The sequence below is a fragment of the Amycolatopsis echigonensis genome (genome assembly GCF_014174495.1).
Taxonomy (GTDB): domain Bacteria; phylum Actinomycetota; class Actinomycetes; order Mycobacteriales; family Pseudonocardiaceae; genus Amycolatopsis; species Amycolatopsis echigonensis.
Window position 1 is genome coordinate 16,163 of record NZ_JACJHR010000021.1, and the last position, 15,742, is coordinate 31,904.

20 protein-coding genes are annotated in these 15,742 nt (G+C 65.2%); 8 read left to right on the forward strand and 12 right to left on the reverse strand.

Going from position 1 to position 15,742, the window contains the following annotated elements:
* Window positions 1-85: 85 nt before the first annotated feature.
* The 9 genes from H5411_RS16575 to H5411_RS16615 form a co-directional block, all read right to left on the reverse strand.
* The gene (locus tag H5411_RS16575) at window positions 86-523 is read right to left on the reverse strand and encodes a hypothetical protein (RefSeq protein ID WP_143271437.1); all 438 of its coding nucleotides are present in this window, start codon (window positions 521-523) and stop codon (window positions 86-88) included.
* Window positions 524-640: 117 nt separating this feature from the next.
* Window positions 641-1,495, reverse strand: a complete 855-nt coding sequence (locus H5411_RS16580; protein ID WP_143271436.1) for a hypothetical protein — start codon at window positions 1,493-1,495, stop codon at window positions 641-643.
* A gap of 41 nt (window positions 1,496-1,536) precedes the next feature.
* Complete coding sequence (locus tag H5411_RS16585) at window positions 1,537-2,100, reverse strand: TadE/TadG family type IV pilus assembly protein (protein WP_308196524.1); 564 nt, start codon at window positions 2,098-2,100, stop codon at window positions 1,537-1,539.
* Window positions 2,100-2,570 (reverse strand): TadE/TadG family type IV pilus assembly protein, encoded by a 471-nt coding sequence (locus H5411_RS16590; protein WP_268745720.1) that lies wholly within the window; start codon window positions 2,568-2,570, stop codon window positions 2,100-2,102. Before H5411_RS16590 ends, H5411_RS16585 begins: the two co-directional genes overlap by 1 nt.
* Entirely contained in the window at window positions 2,567-3,043 is a 477-nt protein-coding gene (locus H5411_RS16595; protein ID WP_235079100.1) for a TadE/TadG family type IV pilus assembly protein, read from the reverse strand. Before H5411_RS16595 ends, H5411_RS16590 begins: the two co-directional genes overlap by 4 nt.
* On the reverse strand, window positions 3,040-3,225 hold the full coding sequence (locus tag H5411_RS16600; RefSeq protein WP_037359953.1) for a hypothetical protein: 186 nt from the start codon (window positions 3,223-3,225) through the stop codon (window positions 3,040-3,042). Before H5411_RS16600 ends, H5411_RS16595 begins: the two co-directional genes overlap by 4 nt.
* 39 nt (window positions 3,226-3,264) lie before the next feature.
* On the reverse strand, window positions 3,265-4,158 hold the full coding sequence (locus H5411_RS16605) for a type II secretion system F family protein (protein ID WP_037359951.1): 894 nt from the start codon (window positions 4,156-4,158) through the stop codon (window positions 3,265-3,267).
* Window positions 4,155-5,060 (reverse strand): type II secretion system F family protein, encoded by a 906-nt coding sequence (locus H5411_RS16610; protein WP_238604462.1) that lies wholly within the window; start codon window positions 5,058-5,060, stop codon window positions 4,155-4,157. The genes H5411_RS16605 and H5411_RS16610 overlap by 4 nt, the downstream gene beginning before the upstream one ends.
* The gene (locus tag H5411_RS16615) at window positions 5,057-6,502 is read right to left on the reverse strand and encodes a CpaF family protein (RefSeq protein ID WP_037359949.1); all 1,446 of its coding nucleotides are present in this window, start codon (window positions 6,500-6,502) and stop codon (window positions 5,057-5,059) included. Before H5411_RS16615 ends, H5411_RS16610 begins: the two co-directional genes overlap by 4 nt.
* A gap of 236 nt (window positions 6,503-6,738) precedes the next feature.
* Here H5411_RS16615 and H5411_RS16620 point away from each other — a divergent pair, with 236 nt between their 5' ends.
* A complete protein-coding gene (locus H5411_RS16620) occupies window positions 6,739-6,945 on the forward strand; it encodes a hypothetical protein (protein ID WP_143271435.1) in 207 nt (68 codons plus the stop codon).
* 389 nt (window positions 6,946-7,334) lie between these two features.
* Here the strand turns inward: H5411_RS16620 and H5411_RS16625 are convergent, their stop codons facing one another.
* The 3 genes from H5411_RS16625 to H5411_RS16635 all read right to left on the reverse strand — a co-directional run bounded on the left by H5411_RS16625 (window position 7,335) and on the right by H5411_RS16635 (window position 9,625).
* A complete protein-coding gene (locus tag H5411_RS16625; RefSeq protein WP_220817025.1) occupies window positions 7,335-7,904 on the reverse strand; it encodes an SAF domain-containing protein in 570 nt (189 codons plus the stop codon).
* A gap of 279 nt (window positions 7,905-8,183) precedes the next feature.
* Window positions 8,184-8,840: a hypothetical protein gene (locus H5411_RS47590; protein WP_235079097.1), complete on the reverse strand. Its 657-nt coding sequence runs from the start codon at window positions 8,838-8,840 to the stop codon at window positions 8,184-8,186.
* A gap of 392 nt (window positions 8,841-9,232) precedes the next feature.
* A complete protein-coding gene (locus H5411_RS16635; RefSeq protein WP_235079095.1) occupies window positions 9,233-9,625 on the reverse strand; it encodes a hypothetical protein in 393 nt (130 codons plus the stop codon).
* Between the two features lie 479 nt (window positions 9,626-10,104).
* On the opposite strand from H5411_RS16635, the gene H5411_RS16640 reads away from it, so the two are divergent.
* The 7 genes from H5411_RS16640 to tmk all read left to right on the forward strand — a co-directional run bounded on the left by H5411_RS16640 (window position 10,105) and on the right by tmk (window position 15,017).
* Window positions 10,105-10,755, forward strand: coding sequence for an A24 family peptidase (locus H5411_RS16640; protein ID WP_051165943.1), 651 nt, complete (start codon window positions 10,105-10,107; stop codon window positions 10,753-10,755).
* A gap of 103 nt (window positions 10,756-10,858) precedes the next feature.
* Window positions 10,859-11,167: a hypothetical protein gene (locus H5411_RS16645; RefSeq protein WP_374204457.1), complete on the forward strand. Its 309-nt coding sequence runs from the start codon at window positions 10,859-10,861 to the stop codon at window positions 11,165-11,167.
* A 4-nt stretch (window positions 11,168-11,171) separates the two neighbouring features.
* Complete coding sequence (locus H5411_RS16650) at window positions 11,172-11,687, forward strand: DUF6879 family protein (RefSeq protein ID WP_376772165.1); 516 nt, start codon at window positions 11,172-11,174, stop codon at window positions 11,685-11,687.
* Window positions 11,688-11,712: 25 nt separating this feature from the next.
* Window positions 11,713-12,540, forward strand: a complete 828-nt coding sequence (locus tag H5411_RS16655; protein ID WP_235079091.1) for a helix-turn-helix domain-containing protein — start codon at window positions 11,713-11,715, stop codon at window positions 12,538-12,540.
* 128 nt (window positions 12,541-12,668) lie between these two features.
* Window positions 12,669-13,820 carry a radical SAM protein gene (locus H5411_RS16660; RefSeq protein ID WP_037359940.1) on the forward strand — a complete coding sequence of 384 codons (1,152 nt, stop codon included), beginning with the start codon at window positions 12,669-12,671 and terminating at the stop codon, window positions 13,818-13,820.
* Window positions 13,817-14,392 carry a 3'-5' exonuclease gene (locus tag H5411_RS16665; protein WP_037359938.1) on the forward strand — a complete coding sequence of 192 codons (576 nt, stop codon included), beginning with the start codon at window positions 13,817-13,819 and terminating at the stop codon, window positions 14,390-14,392. Before H5411_RS16660 ends, H5411_RS16665 begins: the two co-directional genes overlap by 4 nt.
* Entirely contained in the window at window positions 14,373-15,017 is a 645-nt protein-coding gene (gene tmk / locus H5411_RS16670; protein WP_037359936.1) for a dTMP kinase, read from the forward strand. Before H5411_RS16665 ends, tmk begins: the two co-directional genes overlap by 20 nt.
* Window positions 15,018-15,742 lie beyond the last annotated feature (725 nt).

A 15,742-nucleotide genomic window follows, 5' to 3' on the forward strand; every position in this document is an offset into this window, starting at 1 on the left:
TGCCCGTTTTCGTGGCGATGTGGAAATCGTGCTCGATGTGGTATCCACCAGCGTCGGCACAGTTGTGCCGCGCCGAGTAGCGAGGTCAGGTCACCGTTGGCGGGACAGGTGCACGCGCCTCCGTCGTAGTGGCGCTAGTCGCTCCCACCTCTGACGCCGCAGATGACTTATGGACTGCTGTCCTTTTCGTCGATTCTGGCCGGTGGTTCGGACCCGCCTTCGCAGCTGCCGCACTGGCCTTCGATCGCTGGCTTTTGACGCGAAGGGGTTTCTGACCATCGAACCAACGAGCCAGGTCAGTGGCAGATACATCGGTGAACTGCGCAAGCTCGTCGATGCTAATAACGTCGTTGGCAGCGGCCAAGGTTTTGCCGAGTTGCGTTTCGATCGCGGCGAGCTGGCCAGCGATCTCCGATCGCCTCTCCGCGAGGTCACCGACCTGCTTTGCTGCGGCTGATCGTCGTGCGCTGCGAGCAGAGTCGACTTCCTCGACGCGGCGCTCGATCTCCTCACCGGTGGCCATTTTTCTCCCTTCTCCGTTGACGCGCGGCACTTTCAGCTTTCGGCGGCACGTCGTTGCGACGGGGTTTCGCCGCTGTCGGTCCACAGCAGGTGATACGGGCATTCCTCGACAACGCACTCATCGGCAATGCCCCTCTGACGACGGCCACGACTCGACCGGCTGTTCCCACGGAAACCTTCCGGCGTCAACGACGTCGCGGGCAGCGGTGATGCCGCTGAACATGTGCTGCGCCAACGTTTCCGCGGTATGCAACAACTGTTGGGCCTCGCAGTGCTCGGGCAAGGCGGCAAGGGCTGCCTCAGTGCCTGCAGCCAGCTTGGCATGCCGAAGCTTCGCTTCCCATGCCCGAGTCAACACGAGGCAGCTGCGCATGTGAAGCAAGACCTCGTTAAGGACGTCCTCGATCTCAGCAACCGCCTCGCGTGCCACGGCACCCAGCTCGCCGACTGCGGACTTGGGCGCGCCGGCGAGTTCGTCGGCGAGGCTGCGGGCTGCGCGGGTGCGGTCCAGGAACTGGAGTGTCTGCCACACGATGCAATGCATCTCGCGTGGGACAGTGGAGCCAAGCCAGGCACGGGCCGGGCTGCGGCGCAGCTCGTCCACGCCCGTGATCATGGCACGCGCTGCGGTATCGGTTGCGCCGAGGCCGGTGAAGTCGCGGCTGCGGAAGAAGAACTCGCCCCGTCGGCGTTCCAGCCGGCACGAGGAGGCAGGGTCGTGGTCATGCTCGGTGAGCAATCCGGCGGCACGATCCCAGCCGATTACCACGCCCATTCCCGCCGCGAGAACTCCGGCGCAGACCAAGGCAACGCCCAGGTCCGAGCTCACTGCGACGGCGGTCAAGGCAATACCGCCCAGCACACCGATCACGACCTGTGGGTGCAGCGCGGCGCGGACGCGTTCGGCGCGCCACCGCGACGGCGGGACGTACGGGTTCAACAGCACGGAGTCCGGTCCGTCGACGAACGTCACGACTCTCACCGGCTTCGCCGCGGCGGACTGCCTGTGGCCTTTCATCGCGGCTTCCTCTCGACGGCGGCTGAAAAGAAGCTGCAGCAAGGGAATTTGAGCGGCGATCGTCTGCTGCCCATGGTTCCGCTCGAACCGGGAATCCCTTCCGAGACCACGAGTCCACGGTCTTCGCCGGACATTCCTCGTTGCGGCTGAGCCTGTCCTGTGCCGGTAACAGTGATCGAACCGATCCCGACGAACCCGAGTAGTTGGGTTGGCTGGCTGACAGTCACGGTCACAGTGACGGTGTTGCCAGCTACAGACACACTGCCACTTTCACCGGTGGCAGCAAGATACTGGCGCGCCAGAATGGTTGCTTGTCTGGGCACCAACCGCAGGGCTCCACTGGAACGGTAGGCGGACAGGTCGATGGCTTGCGCTCCGGCACGGGCAGCCTCTTGCGCCTCGCCGATCGCGCGAATTTTCGCGGCCAGGGCAAGGCCGCCGTCGAGTACCAGTCCGCTGAATGCGATGATTGCGGTGACCAGCACGACGACGAATGCGGTGACTCGTCCGTCTTCATCCGCGCGCAGACGTCGCAGCCGGACGGTCAAGGTGCCGAACATCAGGTACCCCCGGCATTGGCGGCGACGCCGCGGTATGTGTCCACAGGGGACGAGAATGACGCGGAGAGCTGAATGCTTCCCGGCATTCCGAGGAGCGCGAGGTCTGACAGTCCCGCCGTACAGGTGACTTCCACGCTGACGGTGGCCCCTGGCTGAAATCCCGCGGTATTGACGGTAACGGCCAGACTCCGGCACGTGATGCCGGCATTGGCCAGCGCTGCGGACGCAGTGGCGTGAGCGTCGTTCCGAGCGTTGGTCACGTTACGCGCGAGAGACGCCGCACGTGCTGCTTGGTGAGCTGCGTCTTCAAGCCGCAGGGTGGCATCCGCCATTCGTCCGCAGAAGACGATGAACAGGAGCATCATGATCAGACCCGGAGTGAGCAGGACCAACTCCGCGGCGGCCGATCCTCGCTCGTCGTCACGGAGCGAGCGCAACCGCTGTCCATAACGGACTCGCCGCGCGCTCACGGCTGGGCTCCGGAGCGAAAGCGTTCGACCGGACCCACAGCGTCACCCTCGGCAGTCAGTGTCAGGAAAGGAACGACTTGGATCACGCTGCCTTCCACGTGCACTGCCGCCCGGTCCGGGCTTCGACTCACGATGGCGCGCGGATCGCGCAGCGGGCCACTGCCGAGTTGCTGGAGAATCTGGTTGGCCTCGATCTGCCCGCGCGCGGTAGTCCCGCCCAGCACTCGCGTAGTCGACAGGGCTTGAGATGCGGCGGCTTGAGCAATATGGGAAGCGTGCATCCACAACGCAAACTGCGCGATCGACATGATCAGAAGCAGCAACAGAGGCGTAGCGAGCACGAGTTCTGCCGTGGCCGCGCCACGCTCGTCCGCCAAGATTTGACGCAACCCTCCACGCATCAACAGCCGTGGCGTCGTAGATGTTGTCGCCTTCGGCGAGCTGTCACCATCGATCCACATCGGCGGACTCACATGTGGATGCTGTTGGCCTTATCGGTGACCACTTTCACCAGCAAAGCGATCACGACCAAGGCCAGAGCGACGAGCGCGGCGGTGACGAGTACGGTTTCCGTGGTGTACCCACCTTCGTCTTCACGCAGGCGCCGCACGTGGTCCTTGACGAAGCTCCACAAGAGAACAATTGGCGTCAACATTGTTTCCTCCCATAAGTGTCGATTACCGATACCTGGCTTTCAAACCCCTCCTAGCACGGCAGCCACAGCCGGGTAGCCGATGAACAAGAGGAAACCGATGAAGAGCACAATCACGGGCAGGCTCATCCGTTCGGTGGCAGCTTGCGCGTCGCCCTCGGCTTCGGTGAGTTCCCGTGTCCGCAGTGCGGATGCCTTGGCTTGCAAGGACGCGCGGACGTGGGCGCCCTCCGTGCCTGCAAGGCTGACTGACGCGGACAGTTCGGCGAGCTCGCGGATGTCAAGTTCGGCCCCGAGTGCGCGAAGGGTGGCCCACGGGGTGACGCGGGTGACTTTTGCGATCGTCAGCGCACGTCGGATCTGGTTGAACGAGCGGCCACGGCCAACCGTGGCTGCGTCAGTAAGAGCGCCTTCCACTCCGGCACCCCCAGCGAGAGTGACCCGAATCAGATTCAGATAGGCGCTCAGCGCGAGGCGGAAGTCAGCCCGTCGGCGCGCGGCGGCGCGCCGAACCGTGATGTCGGGCAGCAAGAATCCGATGAACCCGGTAAGCAAGCTCGCGATCAGCGATACCTCCCAAGCCAGGGGCATGCCCAGCAGCGCAAGCGCGACCGAGACGAGCGTCGGCAGCAAGAGCCCGGCAATCGCGAGTGCCGCTTTGTCAGCCAGGTGGGCAGGGACAGGCCTGCCGGTCATGGCGAGGTCTTTGCGCACGACAGGGCTGGGCAGCCCGACTGCGGTCAACAGCCCGACGAACGGCTTTCCCAGCGTGGTCGCCCAGCCAGAACGTTCCAGTGGCGTAATCGGTGCTGGCGTAGGCGTGTTGTCGAGTCGCCGCAGGAGTGAGGCCAGACCGGGACGCGGTGGCACTGCCCATACCAGGATGGCCCAAATCCCGAGCCCGAACCCAGCTCCGATTGCCAATGCGGTGATCATGCTTGCCCCTCCCCTGTGGACGCTGTCGCGCCGTCGCGGCCGCGCAGTGCGTCAAGGTCAGTCAGGAACCGGTCTGGGGTCTGATAACGAGCCATGCGGGCGAGCCACAGAAACGACAGCGTGAAGAGCGCACCGACGACGGCGAGCATGATCTGTCCGAAGGCTGAGTCGAAGGGAGCCAGGTAACCGCGGTTGAGCGCGGTCAACCCGGCGGCGAACGCCAACGTGACTCCGACAATCATCCGGACGCTGGTCCGGGTGCGAGCGCGGCCAGCTTCCACCCGCAGCCGCATGGACACCTGCTCACGAGTCTCGGTCGCGAGTTCGCCGAGCAATTCGGCCAGCTGACGCGCTTGCTTCTCCGAGGCCAGCACCAGAGCGCTGATCAGCAGGTCGGCCGTCGGATCAGCGAGCTGATCGGCCAGGTGCCGCAGGCTGGCAGCTAGCCGGTCGCCGCGTTCGAGACGGAACGTCAGCTCGTGAATCTCCGGGCGAATCGCCTCGGGCACGGTCTCCGCAGTGGCAACGATGGCTTGCTCCAACCCCGCCGCCGCAGCGAGTGTGTCGCGCAGCATCTCGCTCCACGACGCGATCGCCTCGATGCGAGCCACAGTTCGGGCATGTTGTTTGTCCGAACCGAGCACCCGCGGCAAGCCCCAGGTCGCCATTGCCGCCAGCACGCCCCCGACAAGCCATCCCGTGGCGATGGCGACCACGATGCCCACTGCCGCGGCCGCGAGCAGCCACCGCGTCCGGAGCGGATCCCGTCCGGTCTGTCCTCTGTTGCGCCGGCTCCAACGAGGCCAGCGCACAGTGACGCCCCGCCAGGCGGCCACAATCAGCAGCAGACCGAGTTCGACACCAATTCCGAGCAGTGCCATCAACGCGGTGGTCGTAGTCACGGCTTCCACCACCCTTCAGCCCGGCCCGACAGATCCGGGTCGAAGCCCGCGTCGACAAGGTCGTCCACCGTGGCCGTCCGCAGCGGAATGCCGGGAATCGCGCGGAAATCAGCCCCTGGGCGCCACACCTCGTTCGAAATCACTTGAGTGCCGTCCGCACCGACGACTTCGCGGATTGAGGACACGACTCGCTTGCCGTCCTCGCCCCGGGGCTTCTCCAGATGGACCACGAAGTGCAGCGCGGAAGCAACCAGCAGGTTCGTGGCCTCCAGCGAAAGGCGTTCAGGCCCTTGGACCGCGTAGGCGGCGAGCTTCGTGAACACACCGCTGGACAGGGACGAATGCAGCGTGCCCATCGAGCCGTCGTTGCCCATGGACATCGCGTTGGTGAGCGGAATGACGACCGGGCCGCGAACCTCGCCGACAATGACCCGGTCCGGACTCATTCGCAGGGACTGCCACACCAGCTCGGACTGTGAAATCTCGCCCTGGCCCTCGACGTTGGCTTCGCGCGCCTGCATCGCGACGACATCCGGATGACCAGGGTCGTGGTCGAGTCCCAGTTCGAAGACGTCCTCGATGGTAACGAGCCGTTCGTGCGGCGGGATTGCCGAGGCCAACGCTCGCAGCAGGGTCGTCTTGCCGATCGCGACGCCGCCGGTCACCAGCACATTCTTGCGTGCCCGCACCATCGCCGTGAGAAAGTTCTCCAGCGCCAGGTCGACCGTTCCGTTCTCCCGCAGTTCCCGCAACGTTACTCGAGCGAACCGATGACGGCGGATCGAAAGCGACGGCCTGGCCGTCACCGCCATCACCGCCGACGCACGTTCGCCGCCAGGCAAGGAGAAGTTGACGATCGGACTGCCGCGGTCGAAGCGCCGTTCCTCCACACCGGAGCGTGCGGCGAGATCGCGGATCAGATCCACCAGTTCGGCGTCAGAGCCGATGATCGGAGGCAGGCGTTCCCGCAGGCCTGAGGCGTAACGCACGAACACTCGGTCCCCGTTGATGTTGACGTTCTCGATGTCCGGATTCGCGAGCAACGGCTCGAGGCCAGCCATACCGAAGATCTCGTCCAACACAGCGGAAACAACACGTTGCTCGACGTCCTGCGGCACTACCGCCCCGCCGGTGTCAAGTTCGTGCTGTGCTTGCTTTTCCGCGGCATCAGCGAGAATCGCCTGCGCCATCCGACGCCGCTCGCCCGGTTCCATCGCAGGACGGCCGGCATCGTCGTCGGCCTGCATACGGGTGGACAACTGCCGAGACAGTTCTCGGCGAAGATGAACGCGCAGCCGATCCACGGCCGCGGCGTGGCGAGGGTCGACGCCAGGAACGCTCGTCGGCCCTGGAAATGAAGAGGTGGGCGGTGGCAGGTTCGGTGGCATCGACACACCGTTAGGTGAGGCTTGCTGGCCCGGGTAGATGTGCGGCGAGGTCATGGGCGCGTCCCGTTCGTCGACGACCGCGCTCGATGCAGAGACAGCGGCGTGGCGACTGGACCACGAGAGTGGTTCGCTCGGGCACCGAAGGCTGCTGGCGCATTCGCCGCAGCATGCAGACGTCGCGCCGAGGCGAGCCCGTGCGCCAGCCGCAACGCCGCACGCCCCAGCGCCGAGCGGTCCGGACTCGGCCCGTTCCGGCTGTACCCGCACAGCACCGCAGCGCCCTTGGGGTCGTGAGGAAGCCTGCCCAAGACCCCGATCTGGAGTTCGTGTTCGACCTCGGCCGTGGCATAGCCGTCACCGACAAGAACGAAGCCTGGTCGCGAATTCCACGTCGCCGCGGTTCGGAGCTTGCCGGCGACATGAGACAGCTCGTCATCGCGGGCATGAGCCAGGAGCACCATCGCATCAGCCGCCCGGATGATCGGCAGAGCTGGTGAATCAGGGGCTGTTCGACCGCAGTCGGCCAGCACCACCACGCCAGGCTGATCACCTGCGGCGCGCAAGACCGAAGCGCCCCGTGGCGCGAGAACGCCCAAGGCAGCACGAGCTTGCTCCGCACCAACCGGACCGGCGATCACCCCAAGTCCAGCCGGCAGGCGTTGGACGTGCTGCCACAGCACCGACGCCTCCGCGCTCTTGCGTGCTGCGGCTGCCAAACTCACCAGCCCAGGCGCTGAGGGCAGCCGGAACCGCGCGGCCAGGTCTCCGCCCGCAGGATCGCACTCGACCACGACCGGTGTCTGCTCGGCCGGCCATCGCGCCGCCAGCGCGAGAGCGGCGGTCGTCGCCCCGGGCGACCCCTTCAGCGAACACAGAGCGATCAACATCAGCCGCCGCCTCCGCTCAATGCGACGAGACTGACCTGGCCTGCCGGAGCGGCGGCGAGCTGGCGGGCGTTCGCCTCTGGCAACTGCAACGAGACCACCGTGCTCTGCGGGTCCGGGCCCGCACCGACATCGCTCACCGTCGCAGTCCACTGCGCGATCGGAACCGCAACCTGTCCGGGATTACTACTCGCTGTCCCGGTCGAAGCTGAACCAGAAGACACCAGTACAGCGACCCGCGCACCAGGTGCGAGCGCTGGCGGGAACTGTCCGGCTTTCAATGCCACCGCGGCAATTGCCTGGCCGTCAACCGGGATCGCCGGCGGCCCCAGCGAGCCACGGGTCAGGAGTGTGCCGGCAGGCAAGCTGAACGCCGCAGGGCGACCGACCACAGTGGACGACTCGGCGGCCGGTACTGCGTCGAGCCCGACATCGGCAGACACGGAGACTTGCCGAAAGTCCGGTGCGGACAACAGATGGCCGACGGTGACCGGACGAGCCAACACCAGAACCGGCTGTCGGTTGTCAAGCTGGATGGACACGATCACCGCCGCGGCGGCGCAGGCGATCACTAACACGACACCGAGCAGCAGGTACGGAATCCGCCGAGACGGGCGAACGGTCTTCCAGCGCGACGGCGGCTCCTGTTTGCCTCCCCGCTGGGCCCAGGCGTCCGGTGGCGCGGTCGCCGTGCCAGCGGTGTCCGTGCGTGTCGAGGGGGGTGTGCTCATGACCGGCCTCCCTTCTGGTTTCAGGCATGGCGCCACCGCGCCGCGACGCCGTCTGCGGCGCGGTGGCTGTTCGGACTGAGTTCTGTGGTTGTCAGCGCGGAGCGCGTGCCCCGTTGCGGATCACCGTCCGCCGGTGTTGAGCGCTTGGCTCTCCGCCACGCGGAACGCCGCGTTGCCTGTGGTCGTCATGTCGGGGAATGTTCCGGATTGGCCAGCCCCGGACCATGAGACCGCCCAGTGCACGGTGGCTGTGACCGGATATGCGTTGTTCGGTTGCCCGGCCGAGGACGTCCGGTAGGTGTGACCGCAGTCCGGCGACGCTGCCTTCGGATCGCCCTTGGCAGGGAACGGGGTGCCGCCGCTGCCGCACGTCACCTTCGATCCGTCGCCCATCGACCACACGAGCGAGGTCGGTTTCGCGACCGCGGTCACCGAGACCCCGGGGACGGAGGCCGTGGCCGACTGCTGATCCCAGCCGCTCGACAACCACAACCACGTCGGCAGGGCCACCAGCTGATCTCGGCGCGGGTTCGCCGCGATCGTGGGGCTCGGCAATCGGAGCTGGTTGCGCGCGGCCTGCGCTAGTTCCGCAGGCGACGGCAGCGGAGCCGGACCAGGCGCTTGGCTGTCTGGAATCCAGATCGGCGTCCGGTACAGCGCATCCGAGAAGCCAGGGCCGGAGCACTTGTACAGGTACCACGCGCCCGGTCCCTGACCAGGGCTGGCTTGCGCCTGCAGAGGCCGCGCGGCGGTGTGCACCAACGGTGCCGTCCGCACGCTCGCCAGGCGAAACACCGCAGGCCGGACCTCAGTGCCGCGTTCCCGGTCGGATGGCCGATAGGCGGCGGTGATCGTTCCACCCGCCGGGGGCCGGTAGTCCGAGCGCTGGTATCCGCAGTCGGCGCTCTTGTCGTTCGGGCCGATCACTCGGTCGCCGGTGTCCGGCTGGTCATCGTGTTGACCTCCGCCCTGTCGGCCCGGATTCCTGCCGGGGCCGGACGGGACTCGCCCGGGGGTGCCGTCAGTACCGCCTTGGCCCGCGCCGAGCTGGCACGCCGGGGACGGAGTCTGCTGGCAATCCGCAGATCCCCAAGGGCCGCCCGCCAACGCCGGGGCTGCTCCTGCGAGCACCAGCGATCCGGTCGTCCCCGCAATCAGCGCAGCTCTCCTCAACATGACCCGACCTCGTGAATTCCGAAGTCGGTAACCCGCCATGCGCCGTCTCCCTGCCGTTCGACAACGGCATTGATTTGCCGACGTCCGCTCGGGCCGTCGTTGGCCGGCTGTCCGTTGTCCGCACGATAATGTTGCCAATTGCTGTCGTCGCCGCAGTCAGCGACGATCACCTTTGTCGGGTCTGTGGGCGGCTCGACGGATGACACCTTGGGTGAGTTCTTGGGCTGCCCTTTGGTCACGAGACCATTCGCCTTGTCCGCGTACAGGCCGCGGGTGATGTTGGTCAGTGCCGTGGCAGTGGCGTGCTGCCCTAAGCGCGGGTCCTGCCAGTTTGATGTCTTCGCCGCGGCGGCCATGTCTTCCCACATCCCGAGGTATGCCGCCACCGCTCCTTGACGTGCGGCGTCAGCCGGTGCTGTCGACGCTGGCGGTGCGGCTGCCGACGTAGGCGCTCCAGGAGCTTCGGAGGAGCCAGCGGGAGCAGGATCGGACGGCGAGCCCGCGCTGCATCCAGCCGCCAAGGCAGCGACGATGACGCTCGAAAACACCGCTGCTGGCCGACATGCCCTTTGGGAGACCACGGACTCCACCCCTCCACTCCTCTCACTCGAACTTCTGCCGAGTGCCCTGGCTCAGGTCTACCTTGCGTACCCATACTGACTGCAAGGTGTGGAAGTACCGACCCGGAAGTCGGAATGGTACTCTGCCTTCAACGTTCACCCATTCGAACTAGCAATGTGCGAGTTTCCCAACTGGCGAGTAGTAAATCTGGTAGTGCTGATGACGAGCTACTCAGCGCTGATTGGGGGCACCTCGTGAACCAGCCTCGCCCGAAAACTTCGAATACTTACGGGCCATAATCGCCATGCAGACCGCTGCGGTCCTGGGCTGGGCACTCGTTGGCGCAGCGCTCGCGTTGATGCTGCGCCCGATAGTCATCCGATATGCCGCTGCGAGCGAGCCCGCCACAGCACCGCCGCCCCTTGGCTTGCTCGAAGCCGTGACAGCCATCGTGTTCGCCGCACTCGCGTGCCGCTTCGACTGGTCCCTGGAACTGGTCGCGTACAGCGGCATTGGCGGGTTCGGTGTGCCGCTGGCAACAATCGACCTGCTCGTGCACAAACTGCCGAATATTCTTTTAGGCACGGCATTCGCGGTTCTAGGAATCTCGCTGGGGGCCGACGCTGCTCTGAATGCTCATGGCGGCAACTTTGCGCGAGCAGCCTCGGCGATGGCCGTCGCCTTGGCTGTCAACGGAGCTCTGTACGCCCTGGGCGGAATTGCCGGCGGCGACATGAAGCTGGCAGGACTGCTCGGAACTGGACTCGGCTGGATCAGCTGGGAGGCTGTCTGGGCCGGCCTCGCAGCGGGGTGGCTCCTCGGCGGCACCGTTGTCGGGGCCGCGAGAATCGTCGGGAAGCAGGGCGCGAGCGGGGACATCCCGCTCGGCCCGTTCCTCCTGGCCGGAGCACTGCCGTTCCTCCTATATTTCGGGTCATCGACGGTCGTACGCTGACTCCCGTCGATTCCCGGCAAGCTGCCCGGGGTACGCACAGCGAACCCTGGGGCAGCGATCCCGCGCTTCAGCCCAAGGACCCGCATTCTCACCGTTGACGGTCATGGTGTCGTGCGTCACCATGGTGAGCAACAAGATGGAAGTTGCTCGAAACGGAGGCATGATGCACGTTACGTTCCTCGGCAAGGATCCCGAATCCCAGGTCGACAACTCGCCGACGCTCTATGCCACTGACCGGACTGACCGCACCACCTACATTGCCCAGGGATGGAGGGTGACTGACCCGCAAGCGCTGGCCGCCATCGGACCGGTCCCCGATCATGAGACCCTGATCGAGATCCCCGAGGATGTCCTGAAGTTCTACGCCAAACGCTACGCACAGCAGGAGCCGAAGGAGGAACACGCTGACTGAGCTGATCAAGCCAGGACCGGAGTTCAGGCAACTCTTCCATGGCTTCGAGCACACGGCCTTCCGCTTGGAGACCTTCGATCAGTACGACGCGACGTACGAGAACGAGTCCCTGCGCAAATTCCTCGCCGGCGAGCCGGACGACCTGCCCTGGATGCAGAGCTGGCTTGACATGATCCGCGAAGCGAAGGCCGCGGGCCGGCTCTTCAGCCGCGTGCGCATCGTCTCAATGCCGCTCACGGACTACAGCCGGTTCGGCGTGTGGTGTTCGCAGTTCACCGGCGGAGCAGGCGAAGACATCCGCTACCTTCCGCGAACCCGTGCCGACCGGCTGCCGAAGCATGACTACTGGTTGTTCGACTCGCGCTTGCTGGTTCGGATGCATTTCGACGATCGCATGGGATTCTTAGGCGGCGAGGTCGTCGAAGACCCGGAGCAGGTAGTTCAACACAACTACTGGCGTGATGCAGCCTGGCATCACGCGGTACGGCGGGACGATTTTGCCAAGCAACAGGGCCTCTGATCCCTCGAACGTCCATGAGGCGCGCATGGCGCTCGGCGGTCGGCTCCGCGAGCTGCGCGAACAAGCCGGTCTGACCGGCAGGAAGCTCGCGGAGTCGCTGTCATGGCATTTCTCGAAGATCTCCAAGATCGAAAACGGCAAGCAGAAACCCAGCGAAGACGACATCAAGTCCTGGACGAAGGCGACTGGGCGCGAGGACGAGGCTCCTGCACTGCTCGCGTCGCTCCGCACACTGGAAGTTCAGCACGCCGAGTGGCAGCGGATTCTTCGTGGCGGCATCCGGCCGCGGCAGAACTCGCTTGCTGAACTGGATCAAAAGACGCAGCTGTTCCGCGTATTCGAGTCGACCGTGATTCCGGGGCTCCTTCAGACCTCCGAGTACGCTCGCGCGCGTTTCGCCGAAAGCATCCGTGTCTTCAAGCTCGCCAACGACATCAACGACGCAGTCGCGGGCCGCCTGAAGCGGCAGGACATCTTCTACCGGCCGGACAAGCGCTTCCACTTCGTCCTCACCGAGGCGGCTCTGCGCTTCCGCCTGTCAACTGTGCCGGTCATGCTCGGCCAGCTTGATCGCCTGGTCTCGATCTCCGCGCTCCCCAACGTCAAGCTCGGGATCATCGGATTTGACACCCAGTACACCGCAGCACCGTGGCACGGGTTCTGGTTGTACGACGAGGAGAAGGTCCTGGTCGAGACATATTCCGCGGCCCTCAACCTCGCACAGCCCCAAGAGATCGAGCTGTACTCGGACGTCTTCAGCGAACTCGCCGCTGTCGCCAGCTATGGCCGTGCCGCTCGCGCCATCATCACGCGCGTCATGGACGAGTTCGCAGAGCAGCTGCCGCAGGACTAGCGCCACGTTGCTCCGATCATCAACTGTTTGACTTGTTGCGTGCAACTACGAGCAACTTGCTTTTCTCGCGCACGTGAACCTGCCTAGTCTCCCTGAGTCCGCCCCGGCCGACCTTGGAGACGAGCTACGTGATTACGCCAGTACCCCTGCTCAGCAAGGACCGGATCGGCCTCCTCTCCGAGAGTGCGCGCGAGGTGGTCGAATATCGAAAGAGCGGCTTGAGCCTCAACCACATCCAGGGATGCCCACTGGGATGCGCATATTGCATCCGGCATACCTACGGGTTGTGGGACAAGGATCAGCCTGTTGCGCTCATGCCGGACGCGCAAGCGGTGGACGAACTGGTCAACCACCGGTATTTTCAACCGCACGTCACACCGGTCCAGTTGTTCAACCGGGCCACCGAGCCTTTCTTGCCGAAGGTCCGCCCGCACACGTATGCGGTGCTCGAAGATCTGGACGAACGCGAGCTGACCAATCACGTGCTGGTCATCACGCGGCACCAGCTCAAGCCCTACGACATCGACCGGTTGAACCAGCTTCGCCACGTCAAGCTGACGCTGCTGTTCACCTACTCAGGGATCGACGACCCGAAGATCGAACCGTACCCGTCGCACGTCGCAGCCGAGTCGTTGAAGCTGATGAGCGAACCGGTGCGGCGAAGGTACCGGACGATTCTCTATTGGCGTCCGCTCGTCCCCGGCCTGAACGACACCGATCAGCACCTCTCCATTGCGTACGAGTTGAGCCGGCACGCGGACGCTACGGTTTTCACTGGACTTTTCTACCGCGACCAGATCGCCGCGTACTACAAGGCCAACGGCATCCCCGAGCCCTATACCGATACTGCACGCCGCAAGATCGTGCCCGAGACGCTGGAACGCCGGGTCCTCGATGCGTTTGCTGACTCGGCTGCTTTGTTCCGCAAGACTTCCTGTGCCGTGTCGTACGCGCATGGCCTGCCCGACTACAACGGTCACTACGGCATTCGGGAACTTTGCGACATCTGCCCGCTCCCGCAGAGAGAACTGTGTGCCGGGGCGCAACGCGTGCCAGCAACAGAAGATGTACACCGTTGCGCCAGCGTGTTGCCCGAGGCGCGCGACCTTGAGGTCGTAGACATTTCCCAGCGGGCCGTCGTCGTGTCCGGCTTGGAAACTGAGCAGCCACGGTACTTCCTCCAGCACGCGCTCGGGTTTCAGGTGCACGACGCGAGACACCCTCACCATGCGCTCCGGCATGGTCGCGCCGACATTGGATGGACGGGAGTTCCAGCATGACTGACTGGACTGCACTCAGCTACGTCGTCGTGGATGTCGAGGGCAACGGCCAACAGCCCGCCGATCTCGTGGAGATTGCGGCTGTCCGGATCGAACACGGAAGCATCAGCGAGCCCGTCTCGTGGCTAGTGCGGCCTGGCCGGCCGATCACCCCTTTCGCGAAGCGGATCCACGGGATCACCAATGAGCAGGTAGCAGGAGCTCCCGCATTCGCCGAAATCGCCGCCGAGGTGCTGAAGGCCTTGGACGCCCCCGCGCTCATCGCCCACAACGCCCATGTTGACGTCGGTGTGCTGGAGCGCGAACTTGGCGACTGGGAATGCCCCGAAGTGTTCGACACGCTCAAGCTCTCGCGGCGCTTCTTGCCCGGCCATCCGACTTACAAGCTCGGATCGCTTGTCAGGCAGCTCGGGCTTGACGCTGGGCTGGAGGACATGCAGCAGCCGCATCGCGCCGCGTACGACACGACGGTGACCGCCCGGTTATTTGCTCATGTCGCGGCCGGGCGATCGCTCGAAGCACTCCGCGAACGACCGGAGCGAGGTGACGAAGATGACGCCGTCCTCTTCTGATCTCGACCGCGGCCTGCTCATCAGCGTCGACGGCCCCGGCGGTGCGGGAAAGACGACGATCGTCCGGCATCTGGCACAGATTCTTCTTGCGGAGGGCCGTCACGTGCACGTGACGGCGGAGCCGTCGAACGGCCCGATCGGGAAGCTCGCCGCCGAACTCACACCGACTGTCACCGGTCACGCTCTCGCATGCTTGTACGCGGCTGACCGGTATCACCACGTGGAAACCGAGATCAAGCCACGTATTCAGACTGGCCACGTGGTGATCTCCGACCGGTACCTGGCATCGGGGCTGGTCGTCCAGCGCTTCGACGGCGTGGACCCCGTGTTTCTCTGGCAGATCAACGAAGAAGTCGAACGACCGGACCTTACGGTCATCCTTGAGGCCGACCCCGACGTGATCTCGGAACGGTTGCACGCACGTGGACCGCACAACCGCTTCCAGAGCCCGCCAGGCAATAGCCGCACGGAGACCAAGTTCTACCGGGAAGCTCGCACGATGCTGGATGAGGTCGGCTTCCCCGTTCTGACCCTGGATTGCTCAAACCGTCCGCCTGAGCAGTCTGCCGCGATCATCCGCGACGAGCTGAATGCAATGCTCGAGCCCGCCGATTCAGCCACCTGATCGGTCACGGCAACGTCCAGCTCTGACTCAGTAGCCACCCCGGCGGTGTTTCGTGCCGCGCGGCGCGCATGCCTTCGGGGAAATCGGCGGCGGACGGGCGAGGTCGAGCCCGACGGCGTTCACATTCTGCCCAGCGGCAGAAAGCCTAGGCGCCCTCGCCTGTCTGCCGCCCCATAGCCGCGGTGGAGGCGGCTGACCCCGACCGGTCGCCTCCACCGCGCTCCACCCCGGATGAGAGGTGTCTGGAATGGCCGCACCAGTCCAACGCCTGTGGACGACGCCCTATACCTGCGGGCGCGACGGCATGCAGCATCAGGTCACCGACGAGGCCTTCTACGAGTCTCGCGAGCACGGCGTACCCCTCGTCGCCGTCTGCGGTCGTCAGCTGGAGTGTTCGCTCGCTATCTCGGCCCCCGGCGCTCAATGCGTCGAGTGCGCTCGGCTCATTCACCTGTCCCGTATGCGGCAGAGCGAGAAGCGGCGGGCTGTTCTTGTGCTCGTCCAGGGCGGTCCAACCGGACGGCATCGCCGGCCCCCGCCGGCTCGGCGGCCTCATCGCGTTCGCGGACGAAGCCAGCGCGGCAGGAGGGCGTCATGACAAACGACGATGGGCGAAAGCAGGACACCCGTGCGCCCGAGAATCCCGACGGTGAACTGGACGGTCGCGCAGACGTCGAAGCGAGGTTCCTGAAGATCCTGGGCAGGGCGTTGCGTTGTGAACGCGA

Excerpts from the sequence above, each read along its gene's own strand:
- H5411_RS16575 (WP_143271437.1), bottom strand. The coding sequence starts at position 523 with ATGGCCACCGGTGAGGAGATCGAGCGCCGCGTCGAGGAAGTCGACTCT.
- tmk (WP_037359936.1), top strand. The coding sequence starts at position 14,373 with ATGACGCCGTCCTCTTCTGATCTCGACCGCGGCCTGCTCATCAGCGTC.
- H5411_RS16585 (WP_308196524.1), bottom strand. The coding sequence starts at position 2,100 with ATGTTCGGCACCTTGACCGTCCGGCTGCGACGTCTGCGCGCGGATGAA.
- H5411_RS16615 (WP_037359949.1), bottom strand. The coding sequence starts at position 6,502 with ATGACCTCGCCGCACATCTACCCGGGCCAGCAAGCCTCACCTAACGGT.
- H5411_RS16645 (WP_374204457.1), top strand. The coding sequence starts at position 10,859 with ATGGTGTCGTGCGTCACCATGGTGAGCAACAAGATGGAAGTTGCTCGA.
- H5411_RS16600 (WP_037359953.1), bottom strand. The coding sequence starts at position 3,225 with ATGTTGACGCCAATTGTTCTCTTGTGGAGCTTCGTCAAGGACCACGTG.
- H5411_RS16665 (WP_037359938.1), top strand. The coding sequence starts at position 13,817 with ATGACTGACTGGACTGCACTCAGCTACGTCGTCGTGGATGTCGAGGGC.
- H5411_RS16605 (WP_037359951.1), bottom strand. The coding sequence starts at position 4,158 with ATGATCACCGCATTGGCAATCGGAGCTGGGTTCGGGCTCGGGATTTGG.
- H5411_RS16655 (WP_235079091.1), top strand. The coding sequence starts at position 11,713 with ATGGCGCTCGGCGGTCGGCTCCGCGAGCTGCGCGAACAAGCCGGTCTG.
- H5411_RS16640 (WP_051165943.1), top strand. The coding sequence starts at position 10,105 with ATGCAGACCGCTGCGGTCCTGGGCTGGGCACTCGTTGGCGCAGCGCTC.